Genomic DNA, 19,594 nt, shown 5'->3' with positions numbered 1-19,594 from the left:
GCCGCATGACGCATGGCCGCGTCATGGCGGTCGGCGTGCCGGCGACCGGCACAGCGAAAGGCTTCCGCGTGTTCATCCCCCGCACCTCGTTCAGGGGCGCGCCGCGCGCCGCCCGCCTCGGCGCGCTCGCGCTCTCCGGCGCGGGCGCCCTGCTGCTCACCGCGTTGGCGCCGACCGCGCTCGCCGAGGACCCGGTGGCGCCGCCTCCGGCGGAGGCGCCGGAAGCGCTCTTCGGCGACGCCGACCCCAGCTACGACGGGGTGTGGCGGCAGTCCTACGCGCTGCTCGCCCAGCACACCTCGGGCTACACCCCGGCGACGGAGGCGGTGGACTGGCTGGTCGGCCAGCAGTGCGCGGACGGCTCGTTCCTCGCGTTCCGGGCCGACCCCGGGGAGCCCTGCGCGGATGTCACCGCCTCCGAGTCCAACGCCACGGCGCTGGCCGTGCAGGCGTTGGCCGCCGTCGGCGGCCATGACGACGCGGTGGACGCCGGCGTCGCCTGGCTCACCGGCGTGCAGAACGAGGACGGCGGCTGGAGCTTCACGCCCGGCGGCGCCAGCGACGCGAACTCCACGGCCGTGGTGATCGGCGCGCTCGCCGCGGCCGGCGTGGACCCGAACGAGGTGGTCCGCGAGGGCAGTTCGGGCTACTCGGCGCTGGCCGAACTACAACTGGGCTGCGAAGCGCCCGAGGACCAGCGCGGCGCGTTCGCCTGGCAGCCGGACGAGGAGTCCGGCCAGCTCTTCGCCAGCGATATGGCGACGGTGGACGCGGTGTTGGCGGCCTACGGCAGCGGGCTGATCGTCGCCCAGGACACGGTGTCGGCTCCGGTCACCGCGCTGGACTGCTCCGACGACGCGGACTCCGACGCGGAGGCGGACGCGGACGCCGGGTCCACCGGCGCACCGTTGAGCCCGGAGGCCACGGTGGGCGCGGCCGGTGCCGCGCAGCTCGCGGGCGCGCTGGAACGGGGCGAGGGACGGCTGGAGTCCACGCCCCCCGGCGGCGAGACCCAGCCGGACTTCGGCACCACGGCGCGCGCGGTGCTGGCGCTGTCGGCCGGCGGCCACCACGAGGAGGCGCGGGCGCCGCTGGATTGGCTGCGCACCCACCACGCCGAATGGGCCGACTACGCCACCAACCCGACGGCGCTCGGCCTGCTGGTGCTCGTCGCCCAGGCGACCGACACCTCGCCGACGGACTTCGGCGGCACCAACCTGCTGACGCTGCTGGCCGAACTCGGCCCCGACCCGGCCGAGACCCCGGCCGGCCACGCCGACGGCGACGAGAACGCCTCGGACGACGACGGCATGGGCCCCCTCCCCTGGATCATCGGCATCGGCCTCCTCGCCGGCATCCTCATCGGCACCCTCCTGAGCTTCCGACGCCGAGCGGCTGGCGCCGCGGCCGACAGGACGACGCCGGCAGAGGCCGGCGACGGCGGCGCGGCAGGCGACGAGCCGGCCGGCGCCGCAGGCGCGGGGCCGGCGGAAGCCGGCACGGCCGGCGCGGGCACGGGGCTGACCGGGGCCGGCGCGGCTGGCGCCGCGGGCACCGGCAAGGACGAGGCGAACGACAACGCTCGTTCCGCGAACACCGAAGGCGCGGGCCCGTCGACCAGCGGCACCACGGCCGGCGCGGCCGGCGCGGCCGGCGAGGGCAACGACAAGGCGAACGCCGAAGGCGACACCCCGTCGGCCAGCGGCAACACGACCGGCGCGGCCGGCGCGGCCGGCGAGGGCAACGACAAGGCGAACGCCGAAGGCGACACCCCGTCGGCCAGCGGCAACACGACCGGCGCCGCAAGCGCCGGCAACGGCGGTCGCGAAGCGGACGACGACACCGCCACGGCCAGCGCGGCTGGCACGAACAAGGACGACGCGAACGACAAATCCCGTTCCGCGAACGCCGCAAGTGCGGCCCCGCCGGCCGACACCGGCGGCGAGCAGCCCGGCGACAGCCAGCCGGACGCCGGCACCGCAACCGCCGGCCAGAACGGGGCAAACGACGACACTCGTCCGGTGAACGCCGAAGGCGACAACCCCGCCGGCAGCGCCAGCGGGCGCGAGGCGAGCGCCAACGCCCGTTCGGCGGACGCCGAAGGCGGCTCCGCCGGAGGCGAGAGCCCGTCGGCCGGCGAGGGTGGCGGAAGTCAGCCGGACGCCGGCGGCAGCGGCAGCGGCAGCGAAGGTCGGCCGGACGCCGGAAACGAGCGGTGAGTCGGGGGGTTGGTCGGCTGCTGTTGACGCTCGTGCTCGCCCTCGGGGCGCTGTGGCCGGCGCCCAGCGCGCTGGCCGAGGAACAGGCCTACCGTTACTGGTCGTTCTGGACCTGGGCGGCCGATGACGCGGAGTGGGAGTACGCGGACCAGGGGCCGGGCACGCTGCGGCCGTCGGACGGGGCGGTGGTGGGGTTCCGGTTCGGGGTCAGCGGCGAGGCCGATGACCGGACGGCGCCGCGTGGGGAGACCGATGTGGCGCGGGTCTGCGGCCCGGCGGCCGAGGAGCCGCACGTCGTTCTCGTTCTGGACTTCGGTACGGAGGCGGACGCGCCGGGGGATGCCATGCCGCCGGCGGCCCGCGAAGAGTGCGTGGGGTTGCCGTCGGGGGCGACCGTCGCCGAGTTGTTGGCCGAGGCGGCGCCGCCGCTCCGTTATGACCAGGCGGGGTTGCTCTGCGGCATCGCCGGTTATCCGGAGCGTGGCTGCGGCGAGGCGGTGGCCGACGAGGGCTCGGGGGGCGGGAGTTCGGCCGGTGTCCCGCTGCTGGTCGGCGTGGGGCTGGTGGCGCTGCTGGGCGCCGCCGGTCTGGTGCGAGCGCGACGTCGCAGGGGTTGACCGGCCATGACTACCTCCGGGGCGGCGCTGGCCGCGCTGCGGGCGCCCGTCGCGCATCGAAGCAACGCGTTGCACGCCGGCGCGTGGTGGCTGTGGGCGCTGGGGTTGGCGACGGCCGCCTCGCGGACGACCAATCCGCTGCTGTTGGGCCTGTTGGTCGCGGTGGCGGGCTATGTGGTGGCGGCGCGGCGCACCGACGCGCCGTGGGCGCGGGCGTTCGGCTTCTTTCTGGCGCTGGGCGCGGTCGTGGTGGTGGTGCGGGTGTTCTTCGCGATGGTGCTCGGCTCGCCGATCGGCGGCGTCCGGGTGCTGTTCACGCTGCCCGAGGTGCCGTTGCCCGACTGGCTGGCGGGGGTGCGGCTGGGGGGTCGGGTGACGGCGGAGGCGCTGGTGTTCGCGTTCTATGACGGGTTGCGGCTGGCGGCCCTGCTGATCTGTCTGGGCGCGGCCAACGCGCTGGCGGATCCGGCGCGGCTGTTGAAGTCCCTGCCGGGGGCGCTGTACGAGATGGGAGTCGCCGTGGTGGTGGCCATGACGTTCGCTCCTCGGCTGGTGGCCGATCTGCTGCGGATGCGCGCGGCCCAGCGCCTGCGCGGGCGCGGCGACCGGGGCGCGCGCTCCCTGTTGCGGGTGGCGCGCCCGGTGTTGGAGGGCGCGTTGGAGCGTTCGGTGGCGCTCGCCGCCGCGATGGACGCCCGGGGGTACGGGCGGACGGCCGCCGTGCCGAAGAGGGTGCGGCGGGCGACCAACGCGCTGTCGCTGGGTGGTCTGTTGGGGGTGTGCGCCGGCTCGTACGGGCTGCTGGCCGCCGAGGGGGCGACGTTGGGGTTGCCGCTGCTGCTGGCCGGGTTGCTGTGTGCGCTGGCGGGGCTGTGGCTGGGCGGGCGGCGCAGCCCGCGCACCCGGTACCGGCCCGACCGGTGGGGCGCGCGGGCCTGGTCGGTGTCGGGTTCGGGCGCCGGGGTGGCGCTGCTGGTGAGCCTGGTGGCCGATCCGGTGGCGCTCCATCCGCCGGCGGTGCCGCTGACCGCTCCCGAGTTGCCGCTGGCGGCGGCGGGCGCGCTGCTGTTGGGGCTGCTGCCGGCGCTGGTCGCGCCGGTGCCCGCCGGGCAGGCGGGCGGCCGGCGGGAGGTGCGGCGGTGATCACGTTCGACTCGGTCTCGGTGCGCTATGCGGAGGACGTGCCGCCGGTGCTCGCCGGGGTCGATCTGACCGTTCCCGAGGGGGAGTTGTGTCTGCTGGTCGGTCCTTCGGGGGCGGGCAAGTCGACGTTGTTGAACGCCGTCTCGGGGCTGGTTCCGCATTTCACCGGCGGGGTGCTCGGCGGGCGGGTCACGGTGGCCGGGCGGGACACCGCGACGCATCCGCCGCGTGAGCTGGCCGATGTGGTGGGCACGGTGGGCCAGGATCCGCTGGCGCATTTCGTCACCGACACGGTGGAGGACGAACTCGCCTACGGCATGGAGTCGTTGGGGGTGCCGGCGGATGTGATGCGGCGGCGGGTCGAGGAGACCCTTGATCTGCTGGGGCTGGCCGAGCTGCGGGATCGGGCGTTGGCCACGTTGTCGGGTGGGCAGCGGCAACGGGTCGCGATCGGCTCGGTGTTGACCACGCATCCGAGGGTGCTGGTGCTGGACGAGCCGACGTCGGCGCTCGATCCGGGCGCGGCCGAGGAGGTGTTGGCCGTCCTGCAGCGGTTGGTGCACGATCTGGGCACCACGGTGCTGATGGCGGAGCATCGGCTGGAGCGGGTGGTGCAGTACGCGGACCGGGTGGTGTTGCTGCCGGGCGCGGGGGCGGCGCCGGTGGCGGGGGATCCGGCCGAGGTGTTGGCGCGGTCGCCGGTGCGTCCTCCGGTGGTGCGGTTGGCCGAGGTGGCGGGGTGGTCGCCCGTTCCGCTGTCGGTGCGTGACGCGCGCCGGCGCGCGGCCGGGCTCCGTGCGCGGCTTGCGGGCCGGCGCGCGGCGCCGACGCGCGCCCCGGGGCCTGGCGGCCCGCCGCTGGCCGAGCTGCGCGGGCTGCGGGTGAGCCGGGGCGGGAACGAGGTGCTGCGCGGCGTCGGTCTGACGGTGGCGCCCGGCGAGGCGGTGGCGCTGATGGGCCGCAACGGGGCCGGTAAGTCGACGCTGCTGGGCACCCTGATGGGCCTGCACGCCCCCGGCGCCGGGACCGTTCGGCTGGCGCCTGAGTCGGCCGGCGAGCGGCCGGTGGTGCCGCACCGGACGGCGCCCCGGGCGCTGTTGCGGCATGTCGGCCTGGTGCCGCAGGACGCGCGGGACCTGCTCTTCGCCGAGAGCGTCGCGCAGGAGTGCGCGGCGGCGGATGTCGACGCCGGCGCGCCCCCCGGGCGCTGTCGCGCGCTGGTCGACCGGCTGCTTCCCGAGGTGGCGGGCGAAGCGCATCCGCGTGATCTCTCCGAGGGCCAGCGGCTGGCGTTGGCGCTGGCCGTGATCCTGGCCGCCGCTCCCCCGCTGCTGCTGCTCGACGAGCCGACCCGGGGTCTTGACTACGCGGCCAAGGAGCGGCTGGTGGCGATCCTGCGCGAGCTGACCTCGGCGGGGCACGGGGTGCTGTTGGCCACCCACGATGTGGAGCTGGCGGCGGAACTGGTGGACCGCGTCGTGGTGTTGGCGGACGGCGAGGTGGTGGCCGAGGGGCCGGCGGACCGGGTGGTCACCGGCTCCCCGGCGTTCGCCCCGCAGGTGGCCAAGGTGTTGGCGCCCGAGCCCTGGCTGACGGTGGCCCAGGTGCGGTCCGCGCTGGCCGACGCCGACGACGCCGGTGACGACGACGGCGGGCAGGTGCCGGCGTGAACGGCGTGCGCGGGACGGGACGGCGTGCGCCGGTGGTGCGGCTGGGCCCGCGTTCGGTGGCCGCGCTGCTGCTGGTGTCGGCGGTGGGTGTGGTCGGCTTCGGCTGGCCGCTGTTGGCCTCGCCCGACTCGGGTCTGGCGCATTCGGCCGACGCGCCCTGGCTCTTCGCGCTGCTGCTGCCGCTGCTGCTCGCGGTGCTGCTGGCCACCGTCGCCGACGGCGGTCTCGACGCCAAGGTGATCGCGATGTTGGGGGTGTTGGCGGCCGCCGCGGCGGCGCTGCGCCCGCTGGGCGCGGGCACGGCCGGAATGCAGCCGATGTTCTTTCTGCTGGTGCTGTCGGGGCGGGTGTTGGGGCCGGGTTTCGGCTTTGTCCTGGGCGGGGTCTCGCTGTTCGCCTCGGCGCTGATCACCGGGGGCGTCGGGCCCTGGCTGCCGTTCCAGATGCTGGCGATGGGCTGGGTCACCATGGGCGCGGGGCTGCTGCCGGGGGCGCATGCGCTGCGCGGGCGTGCGGAGTTGGCGCTGCTGGCCGGGTACGGGGTGGTCTCCTCGCTGGGCTACGGGCTGGTGATCAACCTGCAGGGCTGGCCCTATCTGGCCGGCATGAGCACCGGCGTCTCCTTTGTGCCGGGCGATCCGCTGGCGGAGAACCTGGGCCGCTATCTGGCCTATGTGGCGACCACGTCGCTGGGTTGGGACGTGCCACGCGCGCTGCTCACCGCGCTGCTGGTGCTGCTCTGCGGCGGAACGGTGCTGCGCGCCCTGCGCCGGGCCACCCGAAGGGCCGCCTTCGACGCCGAGGCCCGCTTCGAGCCGGCGCGCACGCCGGCGCACGCGCCCGAGGCGGGCGAATCCACGACGGGCTGACGCGAGGGCTGAGGGGCCCCGGGACCGCTCAGGGCGCTTCGGTGTGGGCTTCGAGCACGGCCCTGGTGGCCGGGCCGTAGACCCCCTCCGGGTCGCCCTGCACCCCGTAGGCCACCTGGAAACGGGTCACCGCCGCCCGCGTCTGGGCGTCGTAGAGGCCGTGCGGCTGCCCGTTGTACACCCAGTGCAGTTGGAGGAGCCTGAGCTGCAGTTCGACGACGGCGGGGCCCTCGTCGCCCTCGGCCAGGCTCTCCTCCGGCTCCGGGTCGGTCGGGGTCGGATCGGGTGTGGGTTCCTCGGTGGGGTCGGGGGTGGGCGTGGGTTCCTCGGTGGGCGGCGGCGTCGAGGGCGGCGGGGTGGGGTCCGGCCGCTCCGGTTCCTCGACGGGGCTGCTGGGCGCCGGCGTGGGCTCCGGCGCGTGGCTCTCCTCGGGCTCCGGCGCGGTCCGCTCGGTCTCCTCGGGCGGGGGCGTGCGCCGGGCGCGTTCCTCCTCGCGGCCGTCCCCCTCGTTCCCGTCCTCCTCGACCTCCGGCTGACCGTCGCCGTCGGGCAGCACCAGGCTGGGGGACGGCAGTTGGGTCTCCAACGCCTCCTCGTGGCGTCCGGCGCCGTGGAAGAGCGAGGCGGCGAGCGCGGTGCAGCCCATCACGGCGGCGACGGCGCCGCCGGCGGCCAGCGCGATCTTGTTGCGGTCGCGGGGTTTGCGGTGCGCGCCCTGTGTACGCCCGATCGTGGGCAACTCGACGCCCAGTCCTTCGAGTCCCGGGCCCTGGTGCGCCCACGGGGTGGGTGGCCGGGAGCGGGGCCGCTCGTCCTCGATGGGGAAGAGCGCCACGTCCGCCGGGTCCGGGTCGTGTTGCGGCGGGCCCACGGGCAGGGAGAGGGAATGCGTCAGGCAGTCGCAGTTCGGCTCGCCTGTGGGCCGCAACAGGCGGCCACAGATCAGACAGTCGAGCTGGTCGGTCACCGCGCCTGCCCTCCTGGTCGGTTGGCAGCGATTATGCACCACCCGTATGGGTGAACGTGGGCCAACTTGCTCAACGCGCTGGCCCCGACAAATGGCGTCAAACTGGGCCTGGACTCGTCCGTGCTCCCAGCCCGTTCCGGCCCCGGCATCCCCAGGAGGCGCCCATGGCCACACGGCCCTCCCGAGCCGATTCCGCCATGCCGCCGCCGCCCGACAGCGCGGCGCGGGGACGGCTCTGGCTGTCCATGGGGGCCCTGTTGCTGGGGTTGTTGCTGGCGGCGCTCGACCAGACGATCGTGGCCACCGCGCTGCCCACCATTGTCGGCGACCTGGGCGGTCTCGACCATCTCTCCTGGGTGGTGACCGCCTATCTGCTGGCCGCGACGGCGGCCACCCCGCTGTGGGGGAAACTGGGCGACCTGTTCGGTCGTAAGCCGCTCTTCCAACTCGCGATCGTGATCTTTCTGCTGGGCTCCGTGCTCTGCGGCATCGCTCGGAATATGCCAGAGCTTATTGCCTTCCGCTTTCTCCAGGGACTCGGCGGCGGTGGCCTGATCGTGCTGTCGATGGCGATTGTCGGCGATTTGGTCTCACCTCGCGAACGTGGCCGGTACCAGGGCTTGTTCGGCGCCGTGTTCGGCACCACAAGCGTGCTGGGGCCCTTGCTGGGCGGCCTGTTTGTCGACCATCTCGGCTGGCGTTGGGTTTTCTATATCAATCTCCCTTTTGGCGCGGTGGCGTTGGTGGTGATCGCCACCGTCCTGCATATCAGAACCGGTGAACGGCACCATGTGATCGATTATCGGGGCACCGCGGCCATCGCCGCGTTCGCCGCCGGGCTGGTCCTGATCGCCTCGCTCGGCGGCGTCACCTGGGACTGGCTGTCGTGGCAGATCGCGGCGCTGGCCGTGCTGTCCGTGGTGAGCCTGCTGCTCTTCGTCCGGGCCGAGCGCAGCGCGGTCGAACCGGTCTTCCCGCTGGGCCTGTTCCGGGTGCGCACCTTCGCGCTCTGCTCGGCGATCTCGTTCGTGGTCGGCTTCGCGATGTTCGGGGCGATGACCTATCTGCCCACCTTCATCCAGGTGGTGCACGGGGTCTCGCCCACCCTCTCCGGGGTGCGGATGCTGCCGATGGTGCTCGGGGTGCTGCTGTCCTCCACACTCTCCGGGCAGTTGATCTCCCGTACCGGCCACTGGAAGGTGTTCCCGGTGCTGGGCACGGCCGTCACCGCCGTCGGCCTGGGGCTGTTGCAGGCGCTGGACGAGCACAGCGGGCTCTGGGCGATGAGCCTGTCCTTCGCGGTCTTCGGCCTCGGCCTCGGCCTGGTGCTCCAGGTGATGGTGCTCGCGGTGCAGAACGCGGTCGGCTACGAGAGCCTGGGCGTGGCCACGTCCGGGGTCACGTTCGCCCGTTCCATCGGCGCGGCCTTCGGTGTCGCGGTCTTCGGCGCGATTTTCAGCCATCGGCTCGCCGACGAACTGGCGGACGCGCTGCGCGGGGTGACGCTGCCGCCCGGGGTGAGCGAGGAGCGGCTGCTGCACGATCCGGAACGGGTGGCCGGGCTGCCCGGGTCCACCAGGGAGAGCGTGCTCGGGTCCTATGCGGACGCGATCACCAGCGTGTTCCTGTATGCGCTGCCGCTGCTGCTGGTGGCCCACGCGCTGGCCTGGGCGCTGCGCGAGGACCCGTTGCGCGGCGGCGCGGTGGCGCCCGACCTGGGGGAGAGCGTGCCGCCCAACCCGGTGGAACGTTCCTCCGAGGACGAGTGTGCCCGGGCCCTCTCGTTGCTGGGCACGAGAGCGGGTCGGCGGGATCTGTACGCCAGGATCGCCGACGACGCCGGCACCGATCTGCTGCCGGCCGCCGCCTGGCTGTTGCTGCGGATCAACCGGCACGGCATGGCCGAACCCGGGCTGCTCGCCGAACGCACGGGCGCCCCGGTCGAGGTGCTGCTGCAGGCGGCCCAGCAGTTGGAGGAGCGCGGCCTGGCGGTGCGCGAGGGGCTGCCGCTGGTGGCGACGGAGGCCGGCCGCGCGGTGACCGAACGGCTGGCGCGGGCCAGGGAGGACGCCCTGGCCGAACTGCTCGGCGACTGGTGGGGCCCGGACCGCCCCCATGACCTGGTCGAGTTGGTCCATGTCCTCGGCGCCGAACTGGGCGGCTCCCGCGCCGAACTGCCCAGGGGCGGCGCCTGATCCCGGACGTCACCCGACCGCCGGCAACCGACTCCGACGGTGAACTTTCCCGGAACGCCACCGTAATTCGGACGTGATGGGGTGGCGCGACGCGGCTCCCGTTTTGTATCGTGTGAAAACAAAGTGGCCCCGCCCGCTTCCCCGACCACCTCGGGCGGGACCACTGGCTTCTTCCGCGCCCCAGGCCACCAGCCGCACTCCCGAAGACGACCCACCGTCGGACCGCTACCGAAGGACGGCCCACCTTGCGCAGCACAACAGAGACCGTCGGGGTGTTCAGCGCCCTGCTCCTGGACATGGACGGCACCCTGGTCAACTCAGACGCGGTGGTGGAGCGGATCTGGCGAGGGTGGGCGGAGCAACACGGCCTGGACTTCGCCGAGGTGCTGCCGGTGGTCCACGGACGCCAGGGCTACGCCACCATGGCCGAACTGCTCCCCGACCGCCCGATGGAGGAGAACCACCGCGAGAACGCGCTGCTGCTGGCGGAGGAGACCCTGGACGTCACCGGCATCGTGCCGATTCCCGGCGCCCGCCGGCTGCTGGACGCCATCGAGGACGTGCCGCACGCGCTGGTGACCTCGGCGGACAGCGCCCTGGCCAAGGCCAGGATGCACGCGGCCGGCCTGCGGATGCCCGATATCCAGATCACCGCCGAGTCCGTCGGCTCCAGCAAGCCCGACCCGGAGGGCTTCCTCAAGGCCGCCGCCGAACTGGGCGTCCACCCCTGGGACTGCGTGGTGCTGGAGGACTCGGGCGCCGGCATCGAGGCCGCCCTGGCGGCCGGCATGCGGGTCATCGGGGTCGGCCCCAGGGCCAGGGACCACGAGGCCAGCGCCCTGGTGGACACGCTGGAACAGCTCACCGTCCGGCCGGCGCCCGAGGACGCCGTCCGGTTGACGATCACCCGCTGAGCCGAACGACACAACGAGACGAACGCCCCGCCGTGGTCGCCACGGCGGGGCGTTCGTCTCGGCGTCAGGCGCCGCTGTTCGACCGCTGTTGTTCGACCGCCGCGGTCAGCCGCTGATGGCCTCGTAGAAGCTGAAGCAGGCGAGCACCAGCATCAGTCCCGCGGCGACCCGGCTGATCAGCTTCAGCGGCACCCGCTTCATCAGCGCCCGGCCGCCGAGCACGCCGATGCCGGCCACCGCCCAGAGCGCGAGCACCGCGCCCACCGCGACGGAGAGCGGATCGTCGTACCGGGCGGCCAGGTTGGCGGTCATGATCTGGGTGAGATCGCCGAACTCGGCGACCAGGATCAGCACAAAGCCGCTGCCGGCGACGCGCCAGAACGTCGCCCCCTCCGGCGCCCGCACGTTGCCGTCGTCCTCGTCCGGCTCCTTGTTGGACTCGCGCACCAGCAGCAGCGAGCCGACCAGGAAGAGCACGCCCACCACCGCCTGCAGCGGGCGTTGCGGCAGCAGGGTCAGCACGCTGCCGGCCGCCACGGCGAGCGCCACATGGATGGCGAACGCGGCGGCCATACCGGCGAAGACATGGGAGGCGCGGAAGCGGGTGCCCAACACCAGACCGGCCAGCGCCGTCTTGTCGGGAAGCTCGGCCAGGAACACCACGCCGAAGACGACGGCCGCGGTGGAGAGACTGAACACGATAGGACCTCGGGGATCGGGCCGCCGCACCGAGGGGCCCGGGGAGCGGCGACCTCGGCACGGCAGCGTCCATGACACTGTCGGCCGAAGGTCTCGCTGGCGGCACGGCCGTCGACCGTGATCCGCTCCGGGCGCCGGGCACACCGCTGGGGGCGGTGGGCCAGTATGTCGAACGCTCCGGCGTAGAGCTACTCCCCTTCAGTGGCCCCAGCCTACTCCCGGCCCCGTGCGCCGCCCACCCCCGTAGGGCCGGAACGCTCAGGCGGTGCCGGCCGACCGGAACAGGCCGCCGACATAGGGCAGCCGGTCGAGCGCGAGGGCCGGCCGGTGGGACTGGCCCGGCGCCGGGACGGCGTCCGAGGGCCGGGCGGTGCCCGAGGCGCCGGGCGGCGGCGCGGGCACCGGCGCGGCCGGCAGGGTGTCGGCCTCGGCGGTGCCCGACTGGACGACGCCGTGGAAGGGGACCGTGAAACAGGCGACCCTGGCCCCCGCGTCCCCCGGGGTGCCACCGTGGTGCCCGGACGAGGTGGCGTGCTCGTGGATCACCACGGACCGCGCCTCCCCGGCGCGGAAGATCCAGTTCTGGCGGGCGAGCCCCTGGCCGGACCCGCCGGCGTCGGCGGTGAAGTCGAGCCACACCTCGTTGGCGGGGTTGGCCGCCTCGGGGGCGTCGCTCTCGCGGTTCCGGTAGTGCGGCCCGGAGTCCTGGGGGTCCGCCCCACAGGGATCGGTGTGCACATGGGCGCCATAGGTGTGCCCGGGGTTGACACCGTCGACCCTGAGTGCGATCCGCATCCGTCCCTCGGTCACCCGCTGCGCGACCTCGATCGTCGAGCCCGGCGGCACCAGGTCCGTCCGGTAGGTGACCGCGTCCGGAACGGCACGCTCGGTGACCGGCGCGAACCGTCCGGCGAAGACCGGGCCCCGCTCGGCCGACGCCGCCGCCCCCTCGGCCGCGACGGCCGTTCCCCCCGAACCGGCCAACAGGGCGGTGAGCACCGCAAACGCGCTTGTGACCAGTGTTTTCATGATTGCTCCCGGTGAGTTTCCTATGTCCGGGCACTCACCCTGCCGGGCTCCGCCATGAGATGCTGAACACACGCACCCGCGTGCTCCTGCCGAAGGACGCGGGCGTACGCTGTACGGCGGAACCGTCACACTCTGCGAGACGTCTCACCCATCACACCTCGCGTGCCGGACCTGCGTACCAAGCCACGGGGGATCGGGGAGAGAAGTTGCAAGAGACCTTGGGGATACTGCTGTACGCCCCCTGGATCTACATTGCCGTCGTGCTGTCGATCATGCTCGACGTCTTCTTCCCACTGCTGCCCAGCGGCGCCCTGGTGGTCACGGCCGCGGCCATCGCGGCGGACACGGCGGCCGGTGTCACCTCGCTGCCCGAGCCCCCCACTCCCAACGGCCGACTGCCGCAGCTGGCGCTGCTGGTGGTCTGCGCGACCACGGCCTCCGTGGTCGGCGACATGATGGCGTACCGGCTCGCGCGCCGGGGCGGGCGCCGGTACGGTCCCGCGATCGCGCGCTCCCGGCGGCTGAGCCGGGCCCAGGAACGGTTGGAGTCGGCGGTGGTGCGCGGCGGCGGCGCCCTGGTGGTGCTCGCCAGATTCGCGCCGGCCGGCCGCGCCGTGGTCAGCCTGGGCGCCGGCATCGCGCACCGCCGCACCCGGGACTTCCTGCCGTGGTCGGCGCTGGCCGCCGTGGTGTGGACGGCGTACAGCGTGGGCGTCGGCTATCTCGGCGGTCAACTGCTGGGCGCCAGCTGGCTGGGCGCGGGGCTCTCGGTGCTGGCGCTGATCGGGGCCGGCATCATCGCCGCCCGCTTCCTGCGGCCGGCCCGCACCGCCGAGGCGCAGGCCACGGCCACGCCCGGCGTCTGAGCGCGTCCGAGCCTTCTTAGCGCACGCTCCCGACGGATACGCGCCGGCGCATGTCCCGGTGGAATGCGCCGGCGCGCGGTTCAGCCGGCGAGGCGGCCTATGCCGCCGTACCAGGAGACATCCGCGTGGTCGGGGCGCTCGGACTCCGGCACCTCGTCGTTGCGCCAGTCCGAGACCACCTGGACGCCGGGCTCGACCAGCTCAAGCCCCTCGAAGAAGCCGGTGAACCGCTCCTTGTCGCGCAGCGTCAGTGGCACGCCCTGGGCGCGGTAGGCGCGCTGGACGCCCATGGCCGCCTCCGGGGCGATATCCGCGGTGGCGTGCGACAGGATGAAATGGCTCTCGGGCGCCACGGCGTCCCGCAGCAGCCGCACGATGCCCTCGGGGTTCTCGTGGTCCCCGACGAAGTGCAGCACCGCGACGGCCAGGACGCCCAGCGGCTTCTCCAGGTCGAGCAGGGCGCGCACCTCGGGGTCGGCGAGCACGGCCTCCGTCTCCCGGATGTCGCCCTGGATCACGGCGGTGCTCGGGTCCCTGGCCAGCAGCGCGCTGCCGTGCACCAGCACGATGGGATCGTTGTCCACATAGACGACCCGCGCGGTGGGGTCGGCCCGCTGGGCGACCTGGTGGACGTTCTCCGCGCTTGGCAGTCCTGAGCCGAGGTCGAGGAACTGACGGATCCCGGTCTCCCGCACCAGATAGCGGACCGCGCGCCCGAGGAAGGCCCGGTTCTCCCTGGCGGCGGTGCGGAGCAGCGGGAAGGAGGCGAGCGCCTGCTCGGCGGCCTCCCCGTCCACCGTGTAGTGGTCCTTACCGCCTAAGAGATAGTCGTACATGCGCGCCGAGTGCGGCTGGTCCGTCCGCAGATCCAGCGCCTCCGGCGGGTGCCCCTCGTCTTGCCACTCACCATCCGGTCCTCCGACTCCAGGAATACGTTCGAAGATCAATTCCCGCAGGGTAGCCGCTGTCCGACGGGCCGTCAGCTCGGCGGGGCATATTCCGTGTCGATTACCGGAGTTGAGGCCGGGCGCGACGACGCTAGCGGGTGGTCGGGGCCCAGCGGAGGGCGCTGGCCGCCGGGCGCTCCAGCACCTCGTCGACGCGGAAGTCGACGACGCGTTCCGCGCCGGGGAAGGTGGCGGCCCGCTCGGGGGACCAGTCGACCTCGGCGCGGCCGACCAGGTGGAGCAGGGTGCCTTCGGTCCAGTCGACGAGCAGCACGCCGGCGGCCGGATGGCGTTCGAAGTTGCCCAGGGTCATATACATCGCGTTGCCCCGGTAGTCGGGCCAGCAGAGCCGGTCGGGGGCGAGCACCCGGAGGAACCCGGGGTCGCCGCCCCGGTGCGAGGCGTCGACCGCCCCCTCGGGATCGGCGCTGGCCACGAAGAAGGTGTCGGCGGACTCGATCAGCCGCCGCTGCGCGGGCGTGAGCGCCGGCGTGCGCGCCGGTGCGGCGCGCGGGCGCCCGCCGGGCAGCTCCCGGGTCACCTCGCGGCGCGCGATATGGCGCGGGCAGTTGGCGTACACCTGCTCCACCCGGAGCAGCAGCCCCTCGTCGGTGCGCTCGGCCAGTCCGTTGAGCCGCATCCGGCGGCGGGTGGCCGGCTCGATGGCCAGGGCGCCCAGGGGCACGGGACCGGGGCCGGGCCCGGCCAGGGCGTCGGCCAGCGGATCGTCCGGTGCCGGCCGGGCCCGCACGGCGACGGTGGTCTCGTCGACCGTGGTCACAAAGCCGGGTGGGCCGGTCAGTTGGGAGGCCCAGACCCGGCCCTCGGCGTCCCGGGCGCCGAGCACCAGCATCCGGCGCTCGGCGAGGAAGTCGGCCGCCACCCGGGGCACCCGGTCGCGGATGGCACGCCGGGCATGATCGGCGCGGTCGAGGGCGTTCGCCCGCCGCTGCACGGCGCGCTCGCCCGGGTGGTAGCCGACGGTCATGGTGCGGGCCTCTCGTCGTCGATACCGTGCACGGGTCCGTGCCCGGCCCTGGTGGGCGGCGCGGGCCCCCGTGCCCCGCCGCCCGCCGGAGTGGAACCCCGGCGTCCTAGAAGAAACCGCAGGTGGGAGCGGCTGTCACGGGGGCGTTCGCCGATTCGGCTCCGGTGGCGGCGAAGATCTCCAGCCGGATGCCGTCGGGGTCGTGGAAGAAGATCCCGCCGGAGGCGGCGCCCTCCCCGTGCGGGACCACGCCGTCATAGGCGAACTCCACGCCCAGCTCGCGCAGTACGGCCTCCCGGGCGCGGACCTCGTCGATCGATTCGGCCTGGAACGACAGATGGTGCAGACCGGCCCGGTCGGCGGCGAAGCCCTCGGCGCTCTGCTGCCAGAGCGTGATCAGCAACGCGCCGTCACGGGCCAGAAACGCCCAACGCCGGTCGCCGTCCTTGCCCTCCTGGGCCACTTCCAGACCGAAGACCCCGGTGTAGAAGGGCAGCGAACGATCGAGATCGGTGACATTCAGTCCGACATGCCCTGTGCGCAGCGACACCGCGGCCTCCCTCAATGCCCCGGCCAACGCCGGGACTTCCGAAGTTTCCTAACCATTACAGAGGACAGTAAGGGTTAGCCGAAGGGCGAGTCAACCGCTGCAAAGATGCATACCGGTTAGGTCGGTGATGTCCGGTGTGGAGCGCTACGCTGGGGCGCCATGGCAGCAGACGACCCTCGCCCCCTGATCGGTGAGCCGCTCTCGCTCGACCTGCTGAACACCCGCTGGCGGCTCACCGCCGAGACCGAGGACCTGCTCACCGATGTCACCGGGCTCGCCGTCTGGCTCCGCACCAACGGCCTCGACCAGCGCTGCCCCGCCGACGAGGCCACGCTGAGCGCGCTGCTCCAGGCACGTGACGCGCTCGCCGGCGCCGTACGCGATCCGGCCGACCCCACCCCGGCCACCCTCACCCGCGTCAACGCGGTACTGGCCAGGGGCCGGTTGCGCCGCAGCCTCACCCCCGAGGGGCCGGCCGAGGAGGCCGGCACCGACTCCCCCGCCTGGCTGCCCGCCTGGCTGGCGGTGGACGACTATCTGCGCCTGCTGCGCGTCGACCCCACCCGGATCAGGGCCTGCGCCAACCACGGATGTCTGCTGCACTTCTTCGACACCTCGCAGAACCGCCGCAGGCGCTGGTGCTCCATGGCCGTCTGCGGCAACCGCGCCAAGGCGGCCCGCCACTACGCCCGTTCCCGCAGCTGACCCGAGCGGCCGTCGCGTCAGCCGGGCCCGGCGTCCGCCGCCAGATGCGAGACATCGCCGAACTCGGCCAGCCGCAGCCGGGTGCCGTCGCCCGTCCAGCGGGTGAGCGAGGCGTTGGGCACCGGCCTGGCCTCCGGCCGGGGCGCCACGCCGAGCCCGGCGACCACCCGCGCCAGCGCCACCACCACCGCGTCATGGGCGACGACCCACACCCGGGCGCCCGGCACCGCGTCGCTCACCTCCCGCAGCACGTCCCGCACCCGCAGGTTGACATCGGCGAAGGACTCACCACCCGGCGGCCGGTAGAACCACTCCCCCACCCGGGCCCGCCGCTCGACCTCCCCGGGCGCGCGGCGCTCGATCGCCGGCGGAGTGAGCAGTTCGAACACCCCCATCTCGCGGTCCCGAAGCCGCTCGTCCACCAGCACCGGTGGGGGCGCGTCCAGCCGGCGCGCGACGATGTCCCAGGTCTGCCGGGCGCGCGCGTAGGGCGAACACAGCACCCACTCCGGCCGCCGCCCCGGCGGCCACCCGGCGATCAGCGCCCCCAACGCCTCCGACTGCGCCACCCCACGCGCCGTCAACTCCACGGCCGCGTCCCGATAGGCCAGGCTCTCGTCGGCCCTCCCGTCCCGCGCGGCCTCGGCGAACACGACATTCGACACGCTCTCGCCATGCCGCACCGCGACCAACTCGGCCAACGAAAACCGCCCGGGAAGGAGCCCATCACCCATGCCCCCAGTCTGCGCGATCACACTCGCGTGTGCGGGCAGCGCGAAGGCCCCGTCTCCCGGTGGGGGCGGGGCCTGTTCGCTTGGCGAAACGTGTGTGGGTGCAGACGGGTTCGAACCGCCGACATCCGCCTTGTAAGGGCGGCGCTCTACCGCTGAGCTATGCACCCCCGGCCGACCGGTGGCACAGCCTACACGGCCTGGGTACGAAGGTGATCGAGATGGGCGGCTACCAGCCGCTTTCGGATCGGGGGGCTGATGGGAGAATGGACGGCAGACTCACATGGCCCATCCATCCGGGGAGAAGGACACGTGGCAGCCGGCCGTTTCGCGAGAGATCTGACCGTCTCCCTGCTGCTGGTGCCGTTGTCCGTGACGGTGGCCGCCGTGGCTGCGGGGGTCGCCGTGCCCGGGGCGTTCACCGGTGGGGGGACGCGGCGCTGGGGGCGGGGCAGGTCGGAGGAGGCGCGGTCGCAGGCGCAGCAGGCCAAGGACGCGGCGGCCACCGCGTTCTACGAGCTGGACACCGCGTACCGGGATCTGCGGATCACCCTGGAGACCATCACGGCCGCCGACAGCTCGCCCGACGCCCGGCGGGCGACCAGCCGGTTCGCGAGTCTCGGCGAGCGGGTGGACCGGGTCAGCCACGACTACATCACCGTGCTGGACGCGCACGATCTGGAGGCCGAGCAGCTGGACTCGGGGCAGGCGCACCGCGCCCGGCGGGAGTTGAGCGGGGTCACGGACGAGCTGGTGCGGGCCAAGGGTGATCTGGCGCGGTTCGAGGAGACGTTGGGCCCGCTGGTGGAGCGGGCCCAGGCGCAGTTGGCGCAGGTGGCGCCGGCCGTCGAGCGGGCCAGGCGGGCGCTGCTGGCGGCAACGGGCGAGCTGGACGCGGCCAGGGCCGCGGGGCTTGGCGCCGATGAGCTGGCGGCGCGGCTGGCCGAGCTGGGCCCCGAGCTGCGCAAGCTGAACGAGGGCGCGGGCCAGCACGGCGTGCAGCCGACCGTGCGGCGCGCGGAGCGGGTGCGGGCGGCGGCGGAGGCGATCTCGGCCGAGGCGGCGCGGCTCCCGCAGCGGGCGGCGGAGATCGACCGTCGGCTGACGTCGCTGCGTACCCGGGCGGAGGCGATCAGCAACCGCACGGGGACGGTGGCGCCGGTGCTCAGCGAGCTGCGGCGCAGGTTCGCCGTGAACTGCTGGCAGGACCTGCAGCGGGTGCCGGAGGAGGCGGTCGAGGCGGTGGCCGGGGCGCGCCGGGCGCTGGACGAGGCGCGCCGCGAGCGCGCCGGCCAGCGGCTGGACGCGGCGGCGGCCGGGCTGGCCAGGGCGCAGGAGCTGCTGGGCGGCGCCGACGAGGCGGTGTCCCGGGCGGGTGAGCGGCTGCGCCGGCTGAACGAGGTGGCGGCGGACTCCGGCGCCGAGGTGGAACGCACCCGTTTTGTGGTGCGGGACGCGCAGCGTCTGGCGATGCAGGGGCGGACGGTGCCCGATCCCCGGCACGCGGGTCCGCTGGATGCGGCGGTCGTGCGGCTGGAGCGGGCGGTCGACGAGCTGGCCGCCGGCGGCCGGCATCCGGACTACTGGCGGTTCCTGGGCGAGCTGGAGGCGGTGCGGGAGTCCGTCGGGGCCGTGGTGGACGCGATCCGCAGCGGTCGCTGAGCCGACGCCGGGGCCGCGCGTGGTTGGCCGGGCGCGCGCCGGGTACGCGGGGTGGACGTTCCCGTAGTACTCCAGGCGTGATGAGGAGGTCGCCATGGCGTCATCGGTTTCGTCACTGATCGGAACGGATCCCCGAGGTGAGCCACGGCTGCCGAACGGTGGGCCGCTGGGCCTGCTGAGCACGGCTCGCTGGGACAAGCGACGGTCGGCCGACCGTCGGCTGAACCGCTTCTACCGGATCGGCGCCGGGCTGATGGGGCTCTTCCTGGTGGTCTTCGGCGTGCTGGGCATCACCAGGAACATCGGCATGTTCTCCACCGGTGACAACGAGGTCCTGGGGTTGAACACCAATGGCGCGTTGAGCTGGCTCTCCGTGCTGGTGGGCCTGGCGCTGGGCGTGTCGATGCTGGTGGGCGGGAACTTCGCCTCCACGTTCTGTCTGGCGCTGGGCGTGGTCTTCGTGCTCAGCGGCTTTGTGCATCTGGCCGTGCTCAACACCGATGCCAATGTGCTGAACTTCCGGATGTCCGATGTGCTCTTCAGCTACGGCCTGGGGCTGGTGCTGCTGACCATCGGGATGTACGGGCGGGTGAGCGGCAGGTTGCCGCATGACAACCCGTACTGGCGGGCCAGGAACCCGGCGATGGCCAGGAACCAGGAGCGCAGGGACGCCATGGTGGCGCGGCGCCGTGGCGAGCTGAGCAGCGTGTGGCGGGAGAACGACCGGAAACGGCTGCGGCGGCGGGAGGCCGACGAGCACGCCAGGCGGCAGGGTGTCACCGCCGGACGTCGGGGCAGCGGGGAGTGAGGGACGGCGTCGGAC

18 protein-coding genes and 1 tRNA gene are annotated in these 19,594 nt (G+C 73.8%); 11 read left to right on the top strand and 8 right to left on the bottom strand.

Annotated elements, in window-relative coordinates:
- Positions 1 to 68: 68 nt before the first annotated feature.
- From AOM46_RS35090 to AOM46_RS03665, 5 genes are read left to right on the top strand one after another with little or no spacing between them, the layout of a single operon-like run.
- Entirely contained in the window at positions 69 to 2,219 is a 2,151-nt protein-coding gene (locus tag AOM46_RS35090; protein WP_234313612.1) for a prenyltransferase/squalene oxidase repeat-containing protein, read from the top strand.
- Positions 2,216 to 2,836: an SCO2322 family protein gene (locus AOM46_RS03680; protein ID WP_067225862.1), complete on the top strand. Its 621-nt coding sequence runs from the start codon at positions 2,216 to 2,218 to the stop codon at positions 2,834 to 2,836. The genes AOM46_RS35090 and AOM46_RS03680 overlap by 4 nt, the downstream gene beginning before the upstream one ends.
- A 6-nt stretch (positions 2,837 to 2,842) precedes the next feature.
- Complete coding sequence (locus AOM46_RS03675) at positions 2,843 to 3,979, top strand: energy-coupling factor transporter transmembrane component T (RefSeq protein WP_062205451.1); 1,137 nt, start codon at positions 2,843 to 2,845, stop codon at positions 3,977 to 3,979.
- The gene (locus tag AOM46_RS03670) at positions 3,976 to 5,649 is read left to right on the top strand and encodes an ABC transporter ATP-binding protein (RefSeq protein WP_062205449.1); all 1,674 of its coding nucleotides are present in this window, start codon (positions 3,976 to 3,978) and stop codon (positions 5,647 to 5,649) included. The genes AOM46_RS03675 and AOM46_RS03670 overlap by 4 nt, the downstream gene beginning before the upstream one ends.
- Positions 5,646 to 6,518 (top strand): ECF transporter S component, encoded by an 873-nt coding sequence (locus tag AOM46_RS03665; RefSeq protein WP_234313611.1) that lies wholly within the window; start codon positions 5,646 to 5,648, stop codon positions 6,516 to 6,518. Before AOM46_RS03670 ends, AOM46_RS03665 begins: the two co-directional genes overlap by 4 nt.
- 28 nt (positions 6,519 to 6,546) lie before the next feature.
- Here the strand turns inward: AOM46_RS03665 and AOM46_RS03660 are convergent, their stop codons facing one another.
- Entirely contained in the window at positions 6,547 to 7,485 is a 939-nt protein-coding gene (locus AOM46_RS03660) for a peptidoglycan-binding protein (protein ID WP_062205447.1), read from the bottom strand.
- 197 nt (positions 7,486 to 7,682) lie between these two features.
- On the opposite strand from AOM46_RS03660, the gene AOM46_RS03655 reads away from it, so the two are divergent.
- Positions 7,683 to 9,680, top strand: coding sequence for an MFS transporter (locus AOM46_RS03655; protein WP_062206384.1), 1,998 nt, complete (start codon positions 7,683 to 7,685; stop codon positions 9,678 to 9,680).
- A gap of 296 nt (positions 9,681 to 9,976) precedes the next feature.
- A complete protein-coding gene (locus AOM46_RS03650) occupies positions 9,977 to 10,594 on the top strand; it encodes an HAD-IA family hydrolase (RefSeq protein ID WP_062206381.1) in 618 nt (205 codons plus the stop codon).
- 105 nt (positions 10,595 to 10,699) lie between these two features.
- Here AOM46_RS03650 and AOM46_RS03645 read toward each other — a convergent pair whose 3' ends face one another.
- Both AOM46_RS03645 and AOM46_RS03640 read right to left on the bottom strand, forming a co-directional pair.
- Positions 10,700 to 11,293: a TMEM165/GDT1 family protein gene (locus AOM46_RS03645; protein WP_062205444.1), complete on the bottom strand. Its 594-nt coding sequence runs from the start codon at positions 11,291 to 11,293 to the stop codon at positions 10,700 to 10,702.
- Between the two features lie 258 nt (positions 11,294 to 11,551).
- Positions 11,552 to 12,322, bottom strand: coding sequence for a superoxide dismutase family protein (locus tag AOM46_RS03640; protein WP_078856426.1), 771 nt, complete (start codon positions 12,320 to 12,322; stop codon positions 11,552 to 11,554).
- Between the two features lie 206 nt (positions 12,323 to 12,528).
- Here AOM46_RS03640 and AOM46_RS03635 point away from each other — a divergent pair, with 206 nt between their 5' ends.
- Positions 12,529 to 13,188: a DedA family protein gene (locus tag AOM46_RS03635; protein ID WP_062205441.1), complete on the top strand. Its 660-nt coding sequence runs from the start codon at positions 12,529 to 12,531 to the stop codon at positions 13,186 to 13,188.
- A gap of 80 nt (positions 13,189 to 13,268) precedes the next feature.
- Here AOM46_RS03635 and AOM46_RS03630 read toward each other — a convergent pair whose 3' ends face one another.
- The 3 genes from AOM46_RS03630 to AOM46_RS03620 all read right to left on the bottom strand — a co-directional run bounded on the left by AOM46_RS03630 (position 13,269) and on the right by AOM46_RS03620 (position 15,673).
- A complete protein-coding gene (locus tag AOM46_RS03630) occupies positions 13,269 to 14,135 on the bottom strand; it encodes an SAM-dependent methyltransferase (protein ID WP_370592630.1) in 867 nt (288 codons plus the stop codon).
- A 91-nt stretch (positions 14,136 to 14,226) separates the two neighbouring features.
- Positions 14,227 to 15,123, bottom strand: a complete 897-nt coding sequence (locus AOM46_RS03625; protein WP_062205438.1) for a pyridoxamine 5'-phosphate oxidase family protein — start codon at positions 15,121 to 15,123, stop codon at positions 14,227 to 14,229.
- A 106-nt stretch (positions 15,124 to 15,229) separates the two neighbouring features.
- Positions 15,230 to 15,673 (bottom strand): VOC family protein, encoded by a 444-nt coding sequence (locus AOM46_RS03620; RefSeq protein WP_234313610.1) that lies wholly within the window; start codon positions 15,671 to 15,673, stop codon positions 15,230 to 15,232.
- Positions 15,674 to 15,832: 159 nt separating this feature from the next.
- Here AOM46_RS03620 and AOM46_RS03615 point away from each other — a divergent pair, with 159 nt between their 5' ends.
- Positions 15,833 to 16,378 carry a CGNR zinc finger domain-containing protein gene (locus tag AOM46_RS03615; RefSeq protein WP_062205432.1) on the top strand — a complete coding sequence of 182 codons (546 nt, stop codon included), beginning with the start codon at positions 15,833 to 15,835 and terminating at the stop codon, positions 16,376 to 16,378.
- A 17-nt stretch (positions 16,379 to 16,395) separates the two neighbouring features.
- On the opposite strand, the gene AOM46_RS03610 is transcribed toward AOM46_RS03615, so the two are convergent.
- Together AOM46_RS03610 and AOM46_RS03605 are read right to left on the bottom strand one after the other, a co-directional pair.
- Positions 16,396 to 17,112 (bottom strand): histidine phosphatase family protein, encoded by a 717-nt coding sequence (locus AOM46_RS03610; protein ID WP_062205429.1) that lies wholly within the window; start codon positions 17,110 to 17,112, stop codon positions 16,396 to 16,398.
- A 95-nt stretch (positions 17,113 to 17,207) separates the two neighbouring features.
- Positions 17,208 to 17,279 (bottom strand) — tRNA-Val (locus AOM46_RS03605).
- 88 nt (positions 17,280 to 17,367) lie between these two features.
- On the opposite strand from AOM46_RS03605, the gene AOM46_RS03600 reads away from it, so the two are divergent.
- Together AOM46_RS03600 and AOM46_RS03595 are read left to right on the top strand one after the other, a co-directional pair.
- Positions 17,368 to 18,771 (top strand): hypothetical protein, encoded by a 1,404-nt coding sequence (locus AOM46_RS03600; protein ID WP_370592629.1) that lies wholly within the window; start codon positions 17,368 to 17,370, stop codon positions 18,769 to 18,771.
- Positions 18,772 to 18,865: 94 nt separating this feature from the next.
- Positions 18,866 to 19,579 carry a DUF4383 domain-containing protein gene (locus AOM46_RS03595; RefSeq protein WP_062205424.1) on the top strand — a complete coding sequence of 238 codons (714 nt, stop codon included), beginning with the start codon at positions 18,866 to 18,868 and terminating at the stop codon, positions 19,577 to 19,579.
- The last annotated feature ends 15 nt before the right edge of the window (positions 19,580 to 19,594 follow it).

Origin of the sequence: Streptomyces sp. NBRC 109706 (assembly GCF_000974485.1) — a bacterium.
Lineage (GTDB): Bacteria > Actinomycetota > Actinomycetes > Streptomycetales > Streptomycetaceae > Streptomyces.
This window is presented reverse-complemented; position numbering and strand designations above follow the sequence as displayed.